The following is a 19,227-nucleotide window of genomic DNA, read 5'->3' on the forward strand; positions in this document are numbered from 1 at the left end:
AACGCAAAAGGGTCCACCGACTCCGTCGGCGGACCCTCAAGAAAGATCGAGGCTAATGCCGTCCCCTGCGCCCAGCGCGCCGCTCCAGAGCGCCGCATCGACTGCCTCGTGAGCCGGCCAAGCGCCAGCGCGGCCGTCGCGTTGCCACAGCGGTCGGCCAGGTAGAAGGTGAAGCGGGGAGAGCTGATCAGCGTGACCACGGCCACGTAACCGGACGGTAAATCCGTCCCTGGTAGCCCTCGAAAGCGGGCAGGCCAAACCCCCGGGGTTCAGACATCGCAGCAAGGGCCGCCCGAAACCGGGCGGCCCTTGCTGCGGGGGCGGCCGATTCAGGCCTCGGTGTGGAGGGCGTCGAGGGCGGTCTGCCAGGGAAAGGCGTCGACGTTGCCGTGCTTGGGCTTGTGCGGCGTGAAACCGCCTTCACCGAGGAGCACGGTGACACCGGCCTCGCGCAGGAAGTCGACATGCTTTCGCACGGCCGGGTGGGCGGCCTGAGCGTCGTTGAAGTGGGGCAGGGCGATGATCGGCAGACCCAGGCCGATGCCCTCGGTGATCAGTCCGAGGGCGAGGGTGTCGCTGATCGCGGTCGCCCACTTCGCAAGGGTGTTGTTGGTCAACGGGGCGACGAGTATCGCGTCCGGCGCGGGCAGCACATCGGGCTGGGAGGGGAGCTTGTACTGCCAGCGGACCGGGTGTCCGGTCAGGTCCTCCAGGGCCTCGATCTCGCCTTCGGTGTCCTCGGCGAGCCACCGGTGGGCGGACGGCGTGAGGATCACGCAGACCTCCCAGCCTGCCTGTTGGGCTGCCCGGATCGGTACGGACAGGCGACGGGCGGGCGGCGCGGCACAGGCGATGAGGTACAGGGTGCGGGTGTAGTTCATGGTCACCGAGGCAGTCCACAGCGATCAGCCAGGCCGCGCAAGCGCCGCTGGGCGCTGCCCGTGCCCAGCAGCCGCAGGTCCTCGACGAGTTCCTTGGTCCGCGGGCGGCACACCACCTCCTCGGGGGCGAGCGCCTCCGCCTCCAGCAGGGTATCGACGGCCTTCTCCCGCAGTCCGGCCTGCGTCTCGCCCCGGGCCCGGTCGGTCAGCAGGTGCGCGCGCCGCTCGCGGGGCAGGGCGCCCAGAGCGGCGGGCGGGATGCCCACGGCGACGACCACGGCGTCCGCGCCGGCGGACAGCTGGACATGGGCGGCGACCCGGTACAGGGCGCAGTTCGTCGGCCCGAAGCTGGTCCACAGCTCGTTGCCGTCGCCCCCGAGCCGGGCGGCGTATTCGTCGGCCTCGTCCAGGAGCGCGGGCACCGCGCGGGCCGCCGCGTCGGGGCTGCGGTCGTCGGCCTCAGCGACGGCGGCCTGCGCGAGCGCCGCCTTGAGGTACAGCATCCCGAGCACCGACCACCCGAGCGCGCCGCGCTGGAGCAGCTCGGGCTGGAGGCGCGCGGCGGCGGCCCGGGCGAAGTCGACGGCGGCCGCGGCCTGGCCGTGGCTGGTCATCGCGTCCGCGAGGTGCCGGGCCGCGCTGGCCTTGATCACCGGGTCCTCGCAGCGTTCGGCGGCCGCGACCGCGCGCTGCCCGGCCATGACGGCGAGCTCGCCGTCGCCCCATTTGATGGCGGCGGCCTCGGTCAGCTCCAGGGACAGCGACAGCAGCCGGTACGCCTCCTGGCGGTCCTCGCCCTGGTGGCGCTCCGCGGCGCGGGTGGCGTCGATGAGGAGCGCGGGGATCTGCGTGCCGAGGCGGGCGAAGTGCCCGGCCTGGAAGCCGGTACGGGCGTGCACCAGGTCGCGGCGCAGACAGGCGACAGGGACCGGGTCGACGCCAGCATCGTCGGTACGGCCCGTGATGACGTCGTGGCGGTGCAGGACGGCGCGTACCGCGTCGATCTCACTCTCGGCAGGGCACAGGACGACCGGGTCGTACAGGAGCCGCTCCACGCTCACGCCCAGGCGCGCGGCGATCTCCGTGACGACCGACAGGTTCGGATCCGCCTGCCGCCGCCCGCCTTCGAGCGCCTCGACCCAGCGCAGCGAGCGCTGCATCAGGAAGGCGAACTCCTGCTGGGACAGGCGCCGGCGGGTACGCCAGTGGGCGACGCGGCGGCCGAACTGAACGTCCATGGTCATGAGGTGCCCCGAGCCGGAGTCGAAGACCCACACGATGTGTGTGGGTCACGTCGTGTATACCGCCCGTACGGTCCCGATATGGCCCAGTCCGTCGAGGCGTCCACCCCTTCGTGGCACGAGATTGCCCAGCTCACCGATCAACGGCGCGCGCAGTGGGAGCGCGGCACCGCACGGACCTACTGGGCCGCGTGCGGCCTCACCTGGGACGCGGTCGTCGTCGCCCCGATACCCCGCGCCCTGGACGCCCTCGACGCCCTCGAACTCGACCCCCGCCGCGGCTACCCGGTCCTCGCCGACTACCTCCGCAACCGGCTCTACATCCTCGTTCCCGCGGGCACCAGCCGGGCGGTCGAAGGCATCGACCGGTGCCGCGCGCTCACCCGCGGCGCGCACCTGCTGCTGCCCGAGCGGGGCCACGGCACCCCGTCGTCCTGCTGGCTCAGCCCTCTGCGCGCAGACTCCCCGCTGATCCCCGCCGACAGCCTCGCCCGCCATCTGCGCTCCCCCCACCCCACCGACCGGCCCGAGGAACGCCCGTGAACACCTACCACGTCCAGCACGTCCACGACGGCCGCCCCGCAGCAGCCCTCCCGCCCGACCGGGCCCTCCACGACCAGGCGGTGCGCACGGTCCTGTCGTGGTCTGCCCCGCACGATGCGGCGGCCGACGAGATCGCCCAGGCTGGCCTGCTGCTCACCGGCGCGGCCCGCGTGGTCGCCGACACCGTACGCACCCGCGCGGCCCGGCTCCCCGAAGACGACGGCCGCCGGCTCTTCGCCGAACTGATCCTGCACGAAGCCGACACCAGCCTCACCCGGCCCTGCACGAACCTGCACCAGGTACAGGGCCGGGCCCGACTGATCCGCGCGCTCTACGAACGCCTCGACCGACTCGACGCCGCCACTGAGACGGCAACCACGGCCCCCTGACTGGGGCGGAACGCTCGGCAGGTCCATCAGTCGGCCGACCAGGCCAGGCGAACCGCGGCCAGACCCCCGCGGCACGGAGCGCCGCTGGGGGGCGACCTCGGCCGCCCCGGCGACCAAGGCAGAGGGGCCACAACGCCTCGCTGACGGGGCACAGCGCGGGGTGGGCAAGCCGGGCTTGCCCACCCCGCGGGACGACTCAGGAGCTGGCGTGGGTGATGCTCGAGGCGAGTTGGCCGATCATCTGCCCGAGGCTGTGTCCGAAGGGCGTGGGGGCGATGAGGACCCCGAGGACGAGGACGATGACCACCGTCATCTTCTCGTCCAGGCGGCTGCGTGCCTCGGTACGGCGCCGCAGACGCATCACGACGATGAAGGCCAGCAGGACGGCCACGTTGACAGTCAGCACCTCGGCTGTCGCCCTTTCCGGTTCGCAGGGGCCATGACAGATGGTCCGCGACCAGCTTGGAGAGGCAGGTGCAAAGGTGGCGGCGGGTTCGGCCGACGTGGCGATTTCCCTCGCGATTCCGGCCGGATTGCCGCTCTTTACGCAGATGCGGAAATACGCATCACGGGCGTCGCGTGACAGATGGAGAGTCCCGGCGATGGTCCGGCCCGTCCCTCCCGGCCTTCGACGCGGCCCGGTAGAGGTCAGGGACACGGGAGTCCGCCTCGCGCCGGCGCTCGCCGGCGGGCGCGCCCCGGGCGGAAAAGGACGGTGCGGAGGCGGGCGTCGCCGCAGTCCGTGGAGGGGCGGCTTTGTCAGTGGCAGGGGGTAAGGTTCGCGCGCTCGTGTTCGGCATTGCAAAGGCAGGTCGGAAAATGCCTCTTTGACACCCATTCAGACGCGCGCGACTCACCGCACACATGTGTGAGGTGTAACACATAAATACAATCAAGAGGCGCTTGGGGCCCCGCTGAGCTGGCGTCTTGTCCGTTTTGCTCGGTGATCTACGCAGATCAAGATGTGACCCCCGGTCGACGTTCGTGGGGCGCACCGTGCATGATGAAGGCACGCCAGAAGCGCACCGTGGTGCAGATCACACCGTCCGCGTTTGAGCGGCACGACGAGATGACACAACACGAAGAGGGTCCCACCGCAGCCCTAGGAAGCACACGGTGAGACCCCGACCGAGGAACACGTCACCTCGCCCCGGCCCCGGCCTTTAGGTCGGGGCCTGCTGCGTTACGACCGGTGAAGCCACCACGCGATCTTGAAGACCGCCATGGCCACCGGCAACAGCCAGCGATACCGCTTGTGACGGTGGTTCGCCGTGCAGCAGCTGCAGTGTCCTTCTGACTCGCGAGCCATCAGGCCACCCCTTTCGGATCGAGCCCGCTACTACTTTGTTCGCGGGCTCCATGGAGACTCGCGAGACGGGTGCGACCTTCGAGGGTGCTCTCGGTTAGCTCGTAGACTACCCGCGCTCCGGGACCCCCGTCGTCGCGTCACGGGCCGATGGCCGCGGTGGACCGCTGGCACGGGGTGCCAGCAGCGACTGTCACGGGCTGTCATCCTCTGCGCTTCCCGCGGGCCTCAACGCCGCACGCTGCAGTGATCCCTGACGGCGTGTGGGAACGGAGTGTCCAGTTCCCGGCGCGGGCGTGCTGGAAGTCACACACCCCTGTTGAAAAGGGGACTTTTGGACATCGATGTCAACAGCTTGCGTCTGCCCGATCGCGCGAGGTCACGAGCCCGTCTAACACCTGCCGGTCGTGCACATCCGCGCGGTCTCGTGCCATGCGGCGGACCGGGAAGCTCGTGTCGCACACGGAACGTGAGGAGCCGTCAGGAGCTCGGGGTGCTCTCTCCAGGGACCGCGCGCCCGGGGGCATCCGGAGTGGGTGGCGCTGGGATCATCACCACCCGGACGCCGCTTGGCACGGAGGGCTGAACCTGGCCGATGACCCGTGCAGTCGGCGCGGCAGCGAGCGTTCGCCAGGTATGCGTATGCAACAGATGGTCCCCTACGACGGCCCCGGATACACCGCCTGCGCCTCCGCCCCCGGCGCCCGTCATCGCCTGCACCCCTGGCACTGAACGCGAGTTCAGGGCCTGCGGGTGAGGACGTCGTCGATGCGGGAGGCGCCGGCGACCCAGGTGGCGGCGGCCGGTGCGATGAAGGCGAGGACGGTCTGCAGGTCGTCGCGGCGGGCTCCGAGCGGCATGGTCCAGATGCCTTCGTGGTGGGCGATGCGGTTGCGGAGCTTGTGCAGGCGCTGGACCGGGTCTTCGACGAGGGTCAGGGCGCGGCTGGGGGCGTGGGGGAATGCGCCGGCGAGGTCGGGCCAGAGGGTCGCGCGGTACTGGCGGGCGAGCAGGAAGCGCCAGAAGCCGAACCCGAGTTCCGCGATGATCTTTCCGCGTGGTGTGGCCGCTCCGCCACGTTGCGCTCGCTGGCGGGCGGTGCGGATGTCGGCGCGGGCCTTGTCACTCAGCGGGACGGCGGGGTCGTCGTACCACTCAGCGGTGCGACCGCGGCGCTGTTGGCGGTGAACGAGCCGGGCGTCCATGGCGTTGCGCAGCATGATCTCCAGGTGCCCGAGTTGCTCGAAGAACGCGGCCGCGGCCTCGCTGTTCCACTGGTAGAGCGCCAGCGCGGCCGTTGTGTCACCGCTGCAGTCGGCCAGGTAGGGGGCGAAGCGGGGAGAGCTGATCAGCATGACCACGGCCGCGTGGCCGGACGGCAGCGAAGGCGTGGAGCCTCGTGGTGTGCTGGGCATGGTGGGGCCAGGATAGGTACACTGGGCAGCGAAGACCCTGGATTCGTCCCTGGTAGCCCTGAAAAGGGCAGGCCACACGCCCAGGGTTCAGCTTCTCGAAGGCCGTCCGGCATCCGCCGGGCGGCCTTCTTGCATGTCCACCCCACCGGCAAGACAATCCGAAAGGGTTAAACGGAAGGGATAAATCTTGGGATAAAGGATGCTAGTGTTCGGGGAGGAGGTAGAGACACATGGCGTCTGAGGAAGAGCTGTTCGCGAACATCGATGAGCTGTTGGCGGAGGAGCCGCAGTTGCCGTCTCCGGTGGAGCGTGCGCGTCTGCGGGAGGCCGCGGGTGTCACGCAGGCGCGGCTCGCGCAGGCGTTGAAGTCGACGACGCAGACGGTGAAGAACTGGGAGAACGGCCGTTCCGAGCCGAAGGAGCCGCGCCTGTCGGCGTACCAGCGGCTGCTGAAGGGGTGGGCGGCGAAGTACCCGGCCCACGGATCTTCCACTGCCGCTCCTTCTCCGGTCTCGGCCGCTGCGCCGGTCCCGGAGGTGTCCGAGGCGTTCATGGGCCCGGTCGCCTCCGAGCCGGAGACACCGGCCGCCGCCGCACCGGTGCAAACCCCTGTCACCCCGCACGTCGCTGCCGCGCGCCCGGCCCGTGCGGCAGCGCGCCCGGCGACGTCGTCCCGGCGCCCGGCGGCGAAGAAGGCCGCCGCGCCCGCGACCGACCCGCGCTTCCCCCACGGCCCGCTCGCCGTCCTCGATGGCGACGGCTGCGCGTACGGCACGGGCGGCCTGGTACTGGACTGCCCGGCGACCACAGTGGTGGAGCTGGTGGAGTGGACGCTGCGCGAGTCCGGCCTCGGTGCACCGAAGCTCAACCGCTACGGCAAGGACTCCGACCCGCTGATCGTGCTCGCCGCGGCGGCCGCCGTGAAGCTGGGGTTGCCCGAGCGCCTGGAGGGCCACGAACAGCGCCGCTCCCTGCGCCTGCCGGAGGACCACCCGGTCGTCAAGCAGGTGTTGAAGGCGAAGTGGCAGCTCACGCAGCGCGGGTTCGGGCCGTGGGCCAGGGTGTACCGCAAGGCGCAGGGCCGCGAGCGGCAGTGTGTGCAGCTGGCGATCCTGTCATGGGACGCGCTCGATGAGCGGTCCTGGCCCGGCGTCGCCGCAATGGAGCCGGCCGATGTCGCCCGTGTCCTGGGAGTGTATGCCCAGCGGGTCATCACCCCGCGTGGGTCGACGGCCGTCTCGGGCCTGGAGCTGATGACGGCGCTGCGCCCGCCCACGAAGCCGGAGCGCGACGAGGCGACCGGCAACTGGATCTCCGGCTACAACCCCGGCAGCTTGGGGACACAGCCGATGGACCCGGCGCCGCCGGAGGCCACCCCGGAGCACCCCGTCGTCGTCAACAGCGGCTGGACCGGCGGTTTCCTGAACGAGGAGGCGTACCAGTGGGTGCGCTCGGTGGACACGCTCTCGGATGAGGAGTGCACCCTGCCGTACGCGGTGGGCCTGGACCTCAACACGGCGTTCCTCGCCGCCGCGGCCCGCCTGGTCGTCGGCCTCAGCGCGCCCGACCACTTCCACGCCCCGAAGTTCAACCCGAAGATTCCCGGGAGCTGGCTGGCCGACCTGTCCCACATCGAGCTGGACCCGCGCCTGCCCTCGCCGTTCACGCCGGACGGCTCCCGGCCGACCGGCCCGGCCTGGTACCAGACGCACACCCTCGCCTACGCCCAGGAGCTCGGGCACGACGTGCACCCGATCGAGGCGTACCTGCGCCGCGAGACCGGCGCGTACCTCGACCCGTGGCACGACCGCCTCAAGAACGCCTACGTCGACACCCTCGCCGACATGGGCGTCACCAAGGACCTGGACGACCGCCAGTTCCTCGCCGCGATGGAGCAGCACAAGCAGAACGACCCGGCCCTGGCCGCCGTCCTGTCCGCGATCAAGGCCACGGTGAAGGGCGGCGTCGGCAAGCTCCGCGAGCGCCCCCAGGGCAAGTCCTACAAGGACGGCGAGACGTGGCCGGCCCTCGCGCGGCCGACGTGGCGCCCCGACATCCGGGCCGCCGTCATCAGCAAGGCCCGGGTCAACATGCACCGCAAGCTCAACAACATGGCGAAGATGACGGGCCTGTTCCCGCTCGCCGTGCTCTCCGACTGCGTCGTCTACCCGAGCCCGGCTGAGAACCCGCTCGACTTCCTCCCCTACGCCGCCTCGGGCAAGCCGCAGCCGGGCGGGTTCCGCCTCGGGCCCACCCCGGGCCTGGCGAAGCTGGAGGGCGTCCAGTCGATGCTGTGGGCGGTCGACCTGATGGAGAAGGGGCTGAACCCGGCCCGCCACATCAAGGGCGGCGACGCCGTCCTGGACGAAGGGGAGTAGACCGTGGGGGAGATCGACGACGCGATCGAGCGGGCCGACCGCGAGGCGTTCACCAAGGACCCGCCCAAGACCCTCAAGGGGCAGGTCGGGTTCCTTATCAAGCAGTTCGGCAGCGCCAAGGCCGTCGCGGCGGAGCTCGGCGTCACCGCCGACTCCGTGAACAGGTACCGGCGCGGCGCCCGCAAGCACGCCCGCGCCGACGTCGCCGCGAAGATCGACGACACGGTCAAGGCCCGCTGGCAGCCGCTGGTGCGCAAGCGCCGGCAGAAGCAGGCCGCCACCACGGGCGGGATCACGGTGGAAACCCGGGCCCGGTTCGGCTACACGTCCTCCGCCGGATCGACCGACGACGGACGGTTCCGCCGCCTCACCGTGCACCTCCCCGCGACGTACGCGCAGCGCCTGTTCGACGCTCGCGACACGGGGGCCAGCGACCAGGCGATGCGCGGAATCATCGCCGAAGGGTTCAAAGAAGTGTATTTCCAGGACGGCGGAGGACGTGCTCTGGGACTATCGGATGTGGAAATTAACGACATCGACTATTTGGATCTTGACTATTAAGCAGAGGAAATCAGATCCGTGAAAGTCCGGTCTCCTTCTTCGGTCTCCTTTAGATGGGAGGCGATCTCCTCAAAACCGCGGCTAAGGGCTGTCCCGTAACTGCTGGTCACCGGTGAGATGATCTTGGTGTGGCTGGTGTGATCACAGCGTCGGAGCCGTCCTGGATAGCCCCGTTCACTGGGCTGAGCCCCCGCGCCTTCGGGAAGCTGGTGACGGTTCTGCGGCGCGAGGGTGCGGACGCGGTCCGCAGAGGCCGGCCGTGGAGCCTTCCTCTGGAGGACCGGGCACTACTGGTCGCGGCCTACTGGCGAACGAACCTCACCATGCGGCAGCTCGCGCCGTTGTTCGGGGTGTCGAAGTCGGCGGCGGACCGGATCATCGACCATCTCGGGCCGATGCTCGCGCTCCAGCCCCGCAAGCGGTTTGCCAAGGACACCGTGCTCATCGTGGACGGCACCTTGGTCCCCACTCGCGACCACACCATCGCCGAGCGGTCGAAGAACTACCGGTACTCCACCAACCACCAGGTCGTCATTGATGCCGATACCCGCCTGGTCGTCGTGGTCGGGCGGCCTCTCGCCGGGAACCGCAACGACTGCAAGGCGTGGGAGGAGTCCGGCGCCAAGACCGCCGTGGGCAAGACCCTCACGATCGCCGACGGCGGCTACCCGGGAACCGGGCTCGTCATCCCGCACCGCCGAGAGCGCGGCCAGGCCGAACTCCCGCTCTGGAAGGAGGAGCACAACAAGTCCCACAAGCAGATCCGAGCTCGTGTCGAGCACGTCTTCGCCCGCATGAAGAGCTGGAAAATCCTCCGCGACTGCCGCCTGAAAGGCGACGGCGTCCACCACGCCATGCTCGGCATCGCCCGGATGCACAACCTCCTCATCGCCGGATAGGTCAACGGGCCGCACACCGGCCAACCACGCCCTGAGACAACCCGGAGATCATTTACGGGACAGCCCTTAGGGTTCCAGGATGGCGATCAGCAAGAAGCGGAACAAGAACCCGCGAAGGCGTCCCGGCGCCCAGGAGGCGGGGAATCCTCAGGTACGGCACACGGCATCACCGAAGGGTCGGCTGAGCCCGTTCTTCAAACTGCTGGGCGAGATCGCGGCGGCGGCGGAGAGGGCCATCCAGTCGACGCCACATCCCAGTGATCAGCTTGTCCGCTTCGACATAGAGATCCTGATGCGCGGCGCGAACAGCGTGAAGGCGGTCCGCGCCCTGCTGGAGCAGGGCCATTGGGAGCACGCGGTTGGTGTGACCCGGCAACTGTTCGAATTGCTGGTGAACATGGAGTACCTGGGCACCATGGCGGACCGACGGCAAGGGACTCTGCTGTTCGCCCGGTTCGGGATGCTCCAGATGCTGCTTGCTCAGCAGCGCAGAGCAGCTTATGAGCGGGACAAGGGACATCCGCTCGATGCCGAGCTGGCCGCGATGGTGGAGCACCATCTGGCCAACGACTTCACGGACTTCCGGGCGAACACGAAGGACGGCTCGGTGAAGTGGGTGTCGAGCTGGTGCTGGAGAAACACGTCCCAGTTGGCGGATGCGTCGGCAGACCCAATGCGGCCACATCAGTACAACCTCCTGTATCGCGTGTGGTCCGAGCAGGCTCACGCAACGCCCGGAGCCTTGATCGCGGACCTGTTCCGTGAAGCCGACGAGGGGTGGATTGAGCGGACCATCGCGGAGAACGACCGATCGAGCATCGACACCATCACGTTCACCGTCATGTTCTTCCTGCGCCTGTGGCTGGAACTGCCTCACGTGCAGGTGTCACACGAGCGTGTGGCTGGCTGGTTGAGCAAGTTGAGCACCATGAACGGTGGGCCTGACCTGCCCTCCCGCCCCTGGAGCCCGGAGGAAGTGGCCGTACAAAGGGTCGAGCCTGCTAACCGCGACACTGCCTGACGGCTCCATCAATCGGTCGACCGCTGGTTGCTACAGAAAGGATCTGTCCAATGCCCGCATCCACAGCGTCCCGGCGCGCGTACCGTGAGGTGACGACCTGCCGGGAGGACCAAATGAGCGCGCAGCCCGACCACGCCCCCGTCACTGCCTACGCCCCCGCGCCCGGGGCGCCGGCCGAACTCCTCGCCCAGCTGCGCGCCGACCGGCGCGCGGACACCTGGGTGCCGGCCTTCGAGCGGGAATGGGCGGCCGCCCTCGAGGAATCGCGACGCACGTTCTCCCTCGCGCCGCTGTACGAGGTCGTTCAGGTCTGGCAGGGCCGCCTCGCCTCCGCCCCGACCGTCGACGCGTTCGTCGCCTCCGGCTACGACGACAGCGACTTCATCGACATGGCGGAGCTCCGCGGGCGGCGCCCTAGCTGATGAGCGGACGGCTTACCCCCAGCTGGCCAGTCCGCCCATCTGCACGCCGACCCTAGTCGCTGGCCTGCATGAGCAAGTCGTCCCGGATGTTGTCATAGCGTTCCTGAGTCTCGCGGATGATCGAGATGAGGAGCATGACGGCGATGATGCAGTGCCCTGGGCTCAGGTGGGACAGGGGCAGGTGGTGCACAACAGCGTGCCGGGAGAGGGTCGTCGGGACCGCATCGCCCCTACCAGGGTCGTACGGGGTGTAGAAGGCATTCAGCGGTGCCAGGACGTACTGGTGCTTGGGCAGGTAGTCGTTCGGCTTCTTCTTGCCGGCCTTCTGCAGCCTCCCGTGAGCACCTCGCCCGCGGGGGACGTGGGTCAGGTTGTGGAGCATCTGCTCGACCCCGGCGACGGCGAGGCACGCGGCGGCTTCACGGTGGCCGTCGGACCATGCCGCCATGGCCTTCTCCCCTGCCTCGACCTCACCGGCAATCCATTCATCAGTGCACTCATCGAGCTTGAGGCGGCACAGGGCCTGGATGGCGTCTTCGCTGTCCACCAGGACGGCGAGCTTGTCGTCGTGGTCGGCACCCGCTGCGGCCAGCCTGCTCAATGTCTGCGCAGGCGTGACCCACGCGACCGGTATGCCGTGCTTCTTGGCCAGGGCGAGTAGCACGTCCATCTGCACTGCGCTGCCCCACCAGTTCTCGTGCCGTACCGCGGTGTAGAAGTGCGGCATCCGGTGGGCTCCGTGGACAGCCGGGTCGTAACTGTCCCAGATCAGGCCCCAGTCGCGGAGCTGGGGAAAGGTGGCCGTGGAGTGGCCTGCGGAGGGATCGCTGAAGGTCATGAGCTGATCGTTCCGTGTAGCCGCGATCCGTGTGGTTAAAGCAGCAAAAGAGCGCGTGTGTGGGGCAGTGGGTACCGCCGATAGTGGGCCGAACAGGCGCTGACGCCTGCGTCCTGCACGGCCTAGCACTGCCGTTCCGCCGCTCTACGCCCAAGGCGGGGCGGTGATCTGCATGTTGGTCCTGCCGAGCTGCCATCGGCCGGGTGCTGCCTGGTCGAAGGCGGGAAAGCGGTGCAGGAGTCGTCCCAGTCCGTCCATCTGCCGACGGTGCGGCTCCTGCACCACGGCGGGGAGCGCGGCGAGGATGTCGGTCCGGGTCATCGGCTCGGGTGCGCGGGCGAGTAGGCGGGCCACCTGCGACAGCACGTCGTCCCCGGCTGTGCCGCGCTGCGCCTGGGTCCAGTCGCGCCCGTGCACCTCGTGCTGGACGAACGGCTCACCCAGGATCTTCAAGGCCTCCGTGCCGAACCGGGCGGGCTTCGCACGGGTGTCGCTGGAGAACCGGCTGCGGTTGACGTACGCGTAGGCGCCGGCGGCGGCAACCGCCACTGTGGCGGCCACCGGGTGGGCTCGGGCCAGCCGCACCGCTCCGGCCAGGCCGTATCCGGCTCCCACGATGGTGCTGGTGCTGCTCTGCATGCCCGCCTCCGCCCTGCCGATCCGCCCCAGCACAGCCCGAAGGGCTTCCCAGTTCGGGACGGCGACGCCCTGGCGGATCAGGTCACGGTCGGCGGCCAGGAGGACGACGGGGGCGAGTACGCCGGCCAGCTGGAGGATGCCGACGTCGCTCAGGTCCTCGTGGGCGAGCTGGTCGGCGGCCGCCGTCATCGGCAACCCGTCCACACATACGACGTGCAGCAGCGGCACGTACTGCTGCCACCACAGCCGCTCCGCCCGCGCGAGATCGAAAGTGCCGCCCTCGCGCTTGCGGTCGGCCAGCACACGGGGCACCTCCGCCCACACGTAGTGCGGGATGAACCCGCGCAGCGTCCCGTGCCGCATCCCGGAGAGGATCGAGGACGGCTGGCCCCGCCTCAGCGCCGCGGTGACGTCCGAAGTGAGCACCGAGGTGTCGAAGACTCCGAGCCGGAAGCCGCCGCCGGTCAACGGCACGGGATAGGCGCTGCTGTACATGACGGGAGCGTAGGCCCTCAACAGGTCCTTGGTGCACGGGTTTTCCCCGGTGGCGGGGCTTGACCGGGCGAAGGATGTCAGTGGGGTGAGCCATCATCGGTGGATGCCGCAGAAGAAGCCCCTCCCGCCGACCTACCGAGAGCGTCTCCTTGAGCAGCTCGATGCGATCGAGCGGGACTACCTCGCCGTGCTCGAGGCCTCCGAGATCCAGTACGTGAACCCGAACCGGCCGGGCAGCTACGAAGTCATCATCATTACCGCGGCGGACTGGGGTTGGGCACCGAGCGGCCCGGCCCTGGAGACCCAGCGGATGGAGCTGCTGCGCCGCCTGCGGGGCTGGATGCCGCGGTTTCGACTGCTGTTCCCGCACCCGACTCCCGAAGCCGCGGAGAAACTCAAGGACAGCCTGGAGCACCTGGAGCGCTGGCTGGTCCGCAAGGGCACGTGGTCCGACTGGACCATCCCGCAGCACATGCCGGAGGCGGTGAAGCTCCTGCAGGCATCCGTCCAGCAGCTGCGGAGCCTGACCGATCTGCTGCCGACCGACCCGTGGCCGGTGCGCCTGACCGTCGACACCAACGCGCTGATCGACAACCCCGATCTCGCCGCCTACACCGACCAGATTGGTCCGCGCTACATGGCGCACCTGCTGCCGGTCGTGCTGCGTGAGCTCGACGAGAAAAAGCGCGCCGGCCGGACCGACGTCCTGCGCGAGGCGGCCAAGAAGGCCGACCGGCGCTTGAAGGGGCTGCGCAACAACGGCGACGTCACCCTCGGCGTACGGGTCGCCGGCGACGTCCACGCCGTCTTCGAGTACATCGAACCCAAGTCCGACGCGCTGCCCGATTGGCTCGACCTGGACGTCCCGGACGACCGGTTCATCGCCTCGACCCTGCTCCTGCAGTCGCAGCACCCCGGCTCCGCGTGGTACGTCGCTACCAGCGACATCAACCTCCAGACCAAACTGCACGCCGTCGCGCTGCCGTTCATCGAGCCCTGACCCTGTGGATCAACGACACGCCCACGCCCCCGGGTACTGCAGTTTCAGGGCAGGGTGTTCGTAGCCCAAGGACTCTGTCCCCGGATCACGGGAGGTCGAATTCACGCCCGATCTGGGCGCGCAGCGCCGCTACCGCCCGGTCCCGGCGCTGTTCCACAAGATCCGCGAGGCGAGCGACAGCTGTGCGCTCGGCGGGGGTGAGTTCGTCCATGGTCGCCTCGATGGCATCACGGACATGCGCCGCGATGTCCTGGGCCGTGATGGACTCGATCTCGACGGGCCCGACCGTGTCGAGATAGCCGAGTTCGACCAGCCGCCGGACCGAGGCCCGGGTCTCCTCCGGGGGCATCCGGAGGTCGGCGATCAGCCAGTCGAGGTTGCCGTACGGGAAGCAGACCTCCCCCAGCCACCGGCACCGCATGTAGACACCGACGTCGGCCGCCGAAAGACGGGAGTCGGTGATCGGCCGGTGGGGCACGGCAAGCAGGTACGGCTCGCCGGTGTCGCTGCGCAACTTCAGCGGTTCGTCGGACACGCTACCGCCGTCCCGCCGAAGCCCCGGTACCGCGCGGGGGGCCCATGAGTTCGGGCAGCGAGTACCCGGACGCCTTGCGGAGCCTGGCCGCCATGAGCGGCTCGAGGCCGTAGCGCAGGGCCTCCGCCATTCCCTCCCGGACTTCCTCCTCTGTGACCGGCGTCCGGTACATCCGCTCCATCATCCCCGCCGTCCGGGCGTCCACGGTCTGCCGCGCACCGCCGTCGCAGATCGTCAGGCTCCCGTCGTCATGCCGGACCACTTCTGGCGAGCCGGGCGGCGGCACCAAGACCTGCGTCAGCAACTGCAGCGGCGTGCCGTCCGGCATCTGGCTGCCCACGACTGTCACCTCCGGGTGCAGGGCCTTCCACATCTGTACGACGTGCCGATCGGCGGGCCGGTGAAGAACCGCGCCCAGCGGGTCGGCCACTGCGATCCTCTCGCCCGGCTCCAGCACGGTGAAGCCCACCTGCCGGTAGTACGGCGCCAGGGACAGGACAGTGGTGGTCCCGAGCATCAGCCGGTAGCCGAGACCTGTGTAGTGCGCGGCGGCCGTCTCGATCAGGTGATGCCCCAGGCGGCGCCCGCGGGCCTGCGGCGCGATCGACACGGCTTCCGCTTCCACGATGTGGTGGGCAACGTACGACCGGTGCTCCGGGCTCAGCATCTTGATCGAGCCGATCCAGCCCAGCGGCGGCGCCGCGGTCAGCACACCCACCACCTCGCCACGCCGCCGTTCGGCCACCCACGACGCCCGCACACCGCAGGCCGGCTCAAGCCGGTGCCGGAACGCGATGGTGTGAGCCAGCTCCGCACCGATCCCTGGCTGGGTGAACTCCACTCTTCCCAGCAACTCCGCCAGCGCCGCCTCATCAGCCGGGCGCGGCTCCCGAACCAGCAGCCCACCATTCGCCGTACGCTGCGCCCGCCCCGCCGCCCGCACTCGCGATGCTCGTCCCATGCCCTTTCAACGAGCTGCTCCAGCGTTCCGCCCCGCCAGCAGCCCGAGATCATCCCATTGGAGGGAGGACCGTCACCGCACAGCGGCACGCTGTGCACACCGAGTGGACCGCGGACAGGCCTGGCGTCACGCTGTGAGACTGAGAGCCTCACAGGGCGTTTTCCCAGGTAGACGGGTGGGTTATGAGGGTGTGAGGTGGAGCTCGCGCACCGTGCTTCCGTAGGCCCTGGTGCCGCCCGCCGACCCGGAGGACGATGGAGTCGTGGGCGAGCAGCACGAGGACCAGGAGCACGACGCCGAACCGGCGCGGCCGCCGCTGAGCGAGGCTCGCGCCCGGGAGATGACGGCCGGGCTGCGCGAGGCGATGGACGACGTCCGGCGCTCCGTGGCGGTCCTCGCCGCCCGGGTCCGCGACGCGCACGCCGCCCGCGTCTGGCTGCCTCTGGGGCACTCCAGCTGGGAGTCGTACTGCCAGGCGGAGTTCGGCATCAGCCGCGCCCAGGCGTACCGGCTCCTCGATGTCGCCCGCGCGCTCGCCGCGATCCACGGCTCGGTCGCCGCCGGCCCCGAGCTGTCTCGCACGCGAGACACCGACCCGGGCGCCGCGGCCGCGCTCGACTACGGCCTGTCCCAGCGGGCCCTGATCGCCGTCTCCGGCCGTACGGACACCGTCGCGGAGATCATCACCCGCCGACTCGCCGCGCTCGCCCACAGCGGCCTCCAGGCCCTCGATGAGGCCGCGGTGCGCGCCGTGGTCCGCCAGGCCGTCCGCGCCGCCCCGCCGCCACCGCCCGCCGATCCGCCGGCGGACCCGACCGTCGCCGCGCTGCGTGCCGTCGTCGACGACCTCGCCGCCAGCAGCCACGCGATCGGGGAGCTGATGCTCGAAGTCGCCCCGGCGTACCTGTCGGACTCCGAGGCCGCCGACGTCCTGGCGCTGCTGTGCGAGCAGATCGGCGAACCCCTCGACCACGGGCTCGCTGCCCGGCGCTACGCCCTGACCGGTGACCGCCGGGCCCTGGCCGGCACCGTGCTGTAGGCACTGCTGCTCGTGCTCCTGGTGGTGGTCGTCGGGGGCAGCAGGGCCGTGGTCGGGGTGTAGCGCAGCATTTGCCTGGGCCGGGCGGGACAAGGCTGCTGCCCGGGTAGCAGGCCGTCTCCGGCGGGTACAGCACGGCCAGCTGCTGCGTGCTGCTGCGACGGCCCATGCTCCCTGCTCCGGGGGCAGGCAGCAGAGCCGGAGGACCGTCCCGGCCGCTGCATAACATCGCAGATCTGCTATCTCCGGCAGGAGATCCATGCACGGCTGCTGCATACAGCCGCCCGCGCTCCACGGGGCGCCGGTTGTTCTGGTGCTCCAGAACAAGCCGGTTCACCTGGTGCTACCGGCCGCCCGGTCCGCGCGGCGGGCGAGGGCGGTGGAGCGGCTGCGTTTGTTCTGCTCTCCCAGAACAAGGCGGTTTAGGTAGTGCTACCGGCTTCATCGCGCGCGGGTACGACGAAGGCGCCGCACCCGGGGGGGCACAGCGCCTTGGTTCTTCGAGGGGGCCGGGAGGGCCGCTGGACGGCTTGTGAGGGCCCTCGGTGTCAGCCGGTCGCGGCGAGGTTGGCCATCTGAGCGGCGAACCGGGCCCGTCGCTGCTCGGTGAACCGCTCGGGCTCAGCGGCTCGGATCTCCGGGATCGGCATGGGGTACGCGACCTTGCCGCCGGTGAGGAGCGGGTGGAGCTGGTAGAGGCCGTCCTCGAGGCTCCAGGCCAGTCCGCACTCGCGGAGCTCCTTGAAGCCGCGGTTCACGGTCGGCTTGCTGGCGCCCAGCTCGCGCGCCATCTCGTTCTGGCTGATCGCGGCGGTGCCGGCCTCGGGGTCGCTGAGGTACAGCAGTTCGTCCAGGACGCGGCGGCCGGCGGTGGAGACGTCGACCAGGGCCAGGAGGCGCAGGACGGCACGGGGGATCGCGACGGGGGCCTCTGTGGGAGGGCTGGGGACGTAAGAGCTGCTCACGGAGCCTCACCACTTCCGATCAGGTCGACGTGTAACGAGGATATGCCGCGCGAGGTCATGCGCTCGCCTTGCGAACGGGCCGACGCTGCCGAAGCGTGACGACCTTCTCCTTGCGGCGGGCGGACTCCGCAGCCTTCTTCTCCGCCTCCCGCGCCTGGCGCCACTCGGTCGGGTAGTCGGCGTGCGGGATGAGGCAGGCCGGGCCCTCCGCGCTGTTCCAGAGGGCCTGCCACTTCTCCTGCTCGCCGGAGGTGCCGGCCACCGTGAGCCACGGGTTCAGCTGGAGGACACCGCGCTTGGCGGTCCGCATCCAGCCGACGTGCGCGAAGAACTGCGACGCCTCGTTCACCGAGGCCGCCGACAGGTTGCACCGGGCCTGGAGGTCGCGCTGGTTGGTCTTCACGAAGCCGCGGGCGGCGGCGCGGGTCTGGTCGTCGGCGCGGTTGGCGTTCTGCAGCGCCACGAGCTTGCACCAGACCTGGAACCAGGAGCCGGGCATCTTGAGACTGCCGAGGACGTCCATCAGCAGCCGGGCGTCCAGCACGTAGCCGCTGCACTCCGCGCTCGCGGCGAACTCGCGGCCCTTGATCTTCTCTACGCCCAGGATCAAGCCGCCCTTGCCGTCCGACCGCGCAACAACGCGCTCGCCGGGGCGGACGATCGGCAGCTGGTCCATCAGCACAGTCCTCCAGGATGATCAACGTTTCAGCCTGCACGGTAGCACTAGGTAAACCGGCTTGTTCTGGAGGGGCAGAACAAACCGTGCCGCACAGTCACCTGATGACCCGTCAGATTCGGGGGGTCTTTGTTCTGGATCTCCAGAACACCCGGGAGCCGTTTGTTCTGGAGATCCAGAACAAACGGTTTCGTATCACAGCAGGTCAGAGCCCGTTTCGGCGCGGAACGCTCTTATGTGTCACTAGACACCGGCCGCCACCTGAACCCCTACCGCCACCCCGCGCACCGCGCGGCACAAGCAGCTGGCGGCGACGGGCGTGTCGCCGTCGAGAACCACCGGATCGAGGGGGCCGACCTCCCTGGCTGAGCTCGCTTCGCGTGCGGCACCGCGCCCTCGTGCGGGTCGTGGACAGCAGCAGCGGCTCTGAGTCTCGGGCGGTGCCGACCGTGACGCTCAAAATCCTAGAGGCGTGGCCGGTGTTAGTGGTGGGCTCCGCCGTACGGCCTGGCGGCCGAATGGCTTATGTACCTCCGCAGGCCGAATTCCGGCATTCGCATATCGGGCTTCCGTTCTGCAGCTGAGGTATTCCAGTCCGCGTGAATCGAATTCAGCAGGCGAGTTTATGTCCGGGGTCGGGGGTGGCGCACCCGGAGCCCAAACGCTACACAACAAGTGCCGGTGATGCATCACACGGGGCGCATGTTCCCACTCTCGGATGATGCATGACGGAATCCGCCGCACAGCAACGGGTTGGCATGTATGCTGTCGGGGTATTGGTGAACGTAAGCGGCCGGTTTCGAGGGCGGGGAAAGGGGTTCGGGTGGAGCGCAGCGGAGCCCGTCACTGCAGTGGGGTCGGCGACCGATCGGGCCGACGATCCACCACCCTCGTTGCGAGGGTAGTGGCTGGTAACCCCAAGCCCTACACAGTCCCGCGCGTGATGCATTCCCCTCGTAGCCAGCCCGGGTGATCGCGCTTGCGCGGTCGCCTCCAATTCGCGCTTGCGCGAATTGCATTCCG

General features: G+C 69.6%; 20 protein-coding genes. 9 read left to right on the forward strand and 11 right to left on the reverse strand.

The features are described 5' to 3' along the window. The 3 genes from ABEA77_RS31790 to ABEA77_RS31800 all read right to left on the reverse strand — a co-directional run. On the reverse strand, positions 1–206 hold a 206-nt coding region (locus tag ABEA77_RS31790; RefSeq protein ID WP_345655314.1), incomplete at its 3' end, for a hypothetical protein. Positions 207–329: 123 nt separating this feature from the next. After that, positions 330–881 (reverse strand): flavoprotein, encoded by a 552-nt coding sequence (locus tag ABEA77_RS31795; protein ID WP_345655350.1) that lies wholly within the window; start codon positions 879–881, stop codon positions 330–332. Between the two features lie 2 nt (positions 882–883). Continuing rightward, on the reverse strand, positions 884–2,125 hold the full coding sequence (locus tag ABEA77_RS31800; RefSeq protein WP_345655316.1) for a helix-turn-helix transcriptional regulator: 1,242 nt from the start codon (positions 2,123–2,125) through the stop codon (positions 884–886). A 78-nt stretch (positions 2,126–2,203) separates the two neighbouring features. On the opposite strand from ABEA77_RS31800, the gene ABEA77_RS31805 reads away from it, so the two are divergent. Together ABEA77_RS31805 and ABEA77_RS31810 are read left to right on the forward strand one after the other, a co-directional pair. Then, positions 2,204–2,665 (forward strand): hypothetical protein, encoded by a 462-nt coding sequence (locus ABEA77_RS31805; RefSeq protein WP_345655318.1) that lies wholly within the window; start codon positions 2,204–2,206, stop codon positions 2,663–2,665. Then, positions 2,662–3,054 (forward strand): restriction endonuclease, encoded by a 393-nt coding sequence (locus ABEA77_RS31810; RefSeq protein ID WP_345655320.1) that lies wholly within the window; start codon positions 2,662–2,664, stop codon positions 3,052–3,054. Before ABEA77_RS31805 ends, ABEA77_RS31810 begins: the two co-directional genes overlap by 4 nt. 196 nt (positions 3,055–3,250) lie before the next feature. On the opposite strand, the gene ABEA77_RS31815 is transcribed toward ABEA77_RS31810, so the two are convergent. Together ABEA77_RS31815 and ABEA77_RS31820 are read right to left on the reverse strand one after the other, a co-directional pair. Then, positions 3,251–3,460: a hypothetical protein gene (locus tag ABEA77_RS31815; RefSeq protein ID WP_345655322.1), complete on the reverse strand. Its 210-nt coding sequence runs from the start codon at positions 3,458–3,460 to the stop codon at positions 3,251–3,253. A 1,640-nt stretch (positions 3,461–5,100) separates the two neighbouring features. Next, on the reverse strand, positions 5,101–5,775 hold the full coding sequence (locus ABEA77_RS31820) for a hypothetical protein (protein WP_345655324.1): 675 nt from the start codon (positions 5,773–5,775) through the stop codon (positions 5,101–5,103). Positions 5,776–6,005: 230 nt separating this feature from the next. Between ABEA77_RS31820 and tap the strand changes: the two genes are divergently transcribed. From tap to ABEA77_RS31845, 5 genes are all read left to right on the forward strand, one after another. Further along, positions 6,006–8,153, forward strand: a complete 2,148-nt coding sequence (tap, locus tag ABEA77_RS31825) for a telomere-associated protein Tap (protein WP_345655326.1) — start codon at positions 6,006–6,008, stop codon at positions 8,151–8,153. Positions 8,154–8,156: 3 nt separating this feature from the next. Further along, complete coding sequence (gene tpg, locus ABEA77_RS31830; protein WP_345655328.1) at positions 8,157–8,714, forward strand: telomere-protecting terminal protein Tpg; 558 nt, start codon at positions 8,157–8,159, stop codon at positions 8,712–8,714. 128 nt (positions 8,715–8,842) lie between these two features. Then, the gene (locus tag ABEA77_RS31835) at positions 8,843–9,613 is read left to right on the forward strand and encodes a transposase (RefSeq protein WP_345655330.1); all 771 of its coding nucleotides are present in this window, start codon (positions 8,843–8,845) and stop codon (positions 9,611–9,613) included. A 79-nt stretch (positions 9,614–9,692) separates the two neighbouring features. Next, complete coding sequence (locus ABEA77_RS31840) at positions 9,693–10,634, forward strand: DUF5677 domain-containing protein (protein ID WP_345655332.1); 942 nt, start codon at positions 9,693–9,695, stop codon at positions 10,632–10,634. 113 nt (positions 10,635–10,747) lie between these two features. Next, a complete protein-coding gene (locus ABEA77_RS31845; protein WP_345655333.1) occupies positions 10,748–11,056 on the forward strand; it encodes a DUF6247 family protein in 309 nt (102 codons plus the stop codon). A gap of 52 nt (positions 11,057–11,108) precedes the next feature. Here the strand turns inward: ABEA77_RS31845 and ABEA77_RS31850 are convergent, their stop codons facing one another. Together ABEA77_RS31850 and ABEA77_RS31855 are read right to left on the reverse strand one after the other, a co-directional pair. Continuing rightward, positions 11,109–11,894 carry a hypothetical protein gene (locus ABEA77_RS31850; RefSeq protein WP_345655335.1) on the reverse strand — a complete coding sequence of 262 codons (786 nt, stop codon included), beginning with the start codon at positions 11,892–11,894 and terminating at the stop codon, positions 11,109–11,111. 144 nt (positions 11,895–12,038) lie between these two features. Further along, positions 12,039–13,028 (reverse strand): PIN domain-containing protein, encoded by a 990-nt coding sequence (locus tag ABEA77_RS31855; protein ID WP_345655337.1) that lies wholly within the window; start codon positions 13,026–13,028, stop codon positions 12,039–12,041. 103 nt (positions 13,029–13,131) lie between these two features. Between ABEA77_RS31855 and ABEA77_RS31860 the strand changes: the two genes are divergently transcribed. Next, positions 13,132–14,028 carry a PIN domain-containing protein gene (locus ABEA77_RS31860; RefSeq protein WP_345655339.1) on the forward strand — a complete coding sequence of 299 codons (897 nt, stop codon included), beginning with the start codon at positions 13,132–13,134 and terminating at the stop codon, positions 14,026–14,028. 85 nt (positions 14,029–14,113) lie between these two features. Here the strand turns inward: ABEA77_RS31860 and ABEA77_RS31865 are convergent, their stop codons facing one another. Together ABEA77_RS31865 and ABEA77_RS31870 are read right to left on the reverse strand one after the other, a co-directional pair. After that, on the reverse strand, positions 14,114–14,563 hold the full coding sequence (locus ABEA77_RS31865) for a hypothetical protein (RefSeq protein ID WP_345655341.1): 450 nt from the start codon (positions 14,561–14,563) through the stop codon (positions 14,114–14,116). A gap of 1 nt (position 14,564) precedes the next feature. Further along, positions 14,565–15,404 carry a GNAT family N-acetyltransferase gene (locus tag ABEA77_RS31870; protein WP_345655343.1) on the reverse strand — a complete coding sequence of 280 codons (840 nt, stop codon included), beginning with the start codon at positions 15,402–15,404 and terminating at the stop codon, positions 14,565–14,567. Positions 15,405–15,786: 382 nt separating this feature from the next. On the opposite strand from ABEA77_RS31870, the gene ABEA77_RS31875 reads away from it, so the two are divergent. Further along, on the forward strand, positions 15,787–16,563 hold the full coding sequence (locus tag ABEA77_RS31875) for a hypothetical protein (RefSeq protein ID WP_345655345.1): 777 nt from the start codon (positions 15,787–15,789) through the stop codon (positions 16,561–16,563). 548 nt (positions 16,564–17,111) lie between these two features. Here the strand turns inward: ABEA77_RS31875 and ABEA77_RS31880 are convergent. Then, complete coding sequence (locus ABEA77_RS31880) at positions 17,112–17,528, reverse strand: helix-turn-helix domain-containing protein (protein ID WP_345655347.1); 417 nt, start codon at positions 17,526–17,528, stop codon at positions 17,112–17,114. A 55-nt stretch (positions 17,529–17,583) separates the two neighbouring features. Continuing rightward, the gene (locus ABEA77_RS31885; protein ID WP_136319665.1) at positions 17,584–18,204 is read right to left on the reverse strand and encodes a hypothetical protein; all 621 of its coding nucleotides are present in this window, start codon (positions 18,202–18,204) and stop codon (positions 17,584–17,586) included. Positions 18,205–19,227: the final 1,023 nt, after the last annotated feature.

Source organism: Streptomyces tremellae (genome assembly GCF_039540215.1).
In the GTDB taxonomy this organism is placed as follows: Bacteria; Actinomycetota; Actinomycetes; order Streptomycetales; family Streptomycetaceae; genus Streptomyces; species Streptomyces tremellae.

Excerpts from the sequence above, each read along its gene's own strand:
- ABEA77_RS31850 (WP_345655335.1), bottom strand. The coding sequence starts at position 11,894 with ATGACCTTCAGCGATCCCTCCGCAGGCCACTCCACGGCCACCTTTCCC.
- ABEA77_RS31795 (WP_345655350.1), bottom strand. The coding sequence starts at position 881 with ATGAACTACACCCGCACCCTGTACCTCATCGCCTGTGCCGCGCCGCCC.
- ABEA77_RS31800 (WP_345655316.1), bottom strand. The coding sequence starts at position 2,125 with ATGACCATGGACGTTCAGTTCGGCCGCCGCGTCGCCCACTGGCGTACC.
- ABEA77_RS31805 (WP_345655318.1), top strand. The coding sequence starts at position 2,204 with ATGGCCCAGTCCGTCGAGGCGTCCACCCCTTCGTGGCACGAGATTGCC.
- ABEA77_RS31885 (WP_136319665.1), bottom strand. The coding sequence starts at position 18,204 with ATGGACCAGCTGCCGATCGTCCGCCCCGGCGAGCGCGTTGTTGCGCGG.
- ABEA77_RS31845 (WP_345655333.1), top strand. The coding sequence starts at position 10,748 with ATGAGCGCGCAGCCCGACCACGCCCCCGTCACTGCCTACGCCCCCGCG.
- ABEA77_RS31860 (WP_345655339.1), top strand. The coding sequence starts at position 13,132 with ATGCCGCAGAAGAAGCCCCTCCCGCCGACCTACCGAGAGCGTCTCCTT.
- tap (WP_345655326.1), top strand. The coding sequence starts at position 6,006 with ATGGCGTCTGAGGAAGAGCTGTTCGCGAACATCGATGAGCTGTTGGCG.
- ABEA77_RS31820 (WP_345655324.1), bottom strand. The coding sequence starts at position 5,775 with ATGCCCAGCACACCACGAGGCTCCACGCCTTCGCTGCCGTCCGGCCAC.
- ABEA77_RS31855 (WP_345655337.1), bottom strand. The coding sequence starts at position 13,028 with ATGTACAGCAGCGCCTATCCCGTGCCGTTGACCGGCGGCGGCTTCCGG.
- ABEA77_RS31840 (WP_345655332.1), top strand. The coding sequence starts at position 9,693 with ATGGCGATCAGCAAGAAGCGGAACAAGAACCCGCGAAGGCGTCCCGGC.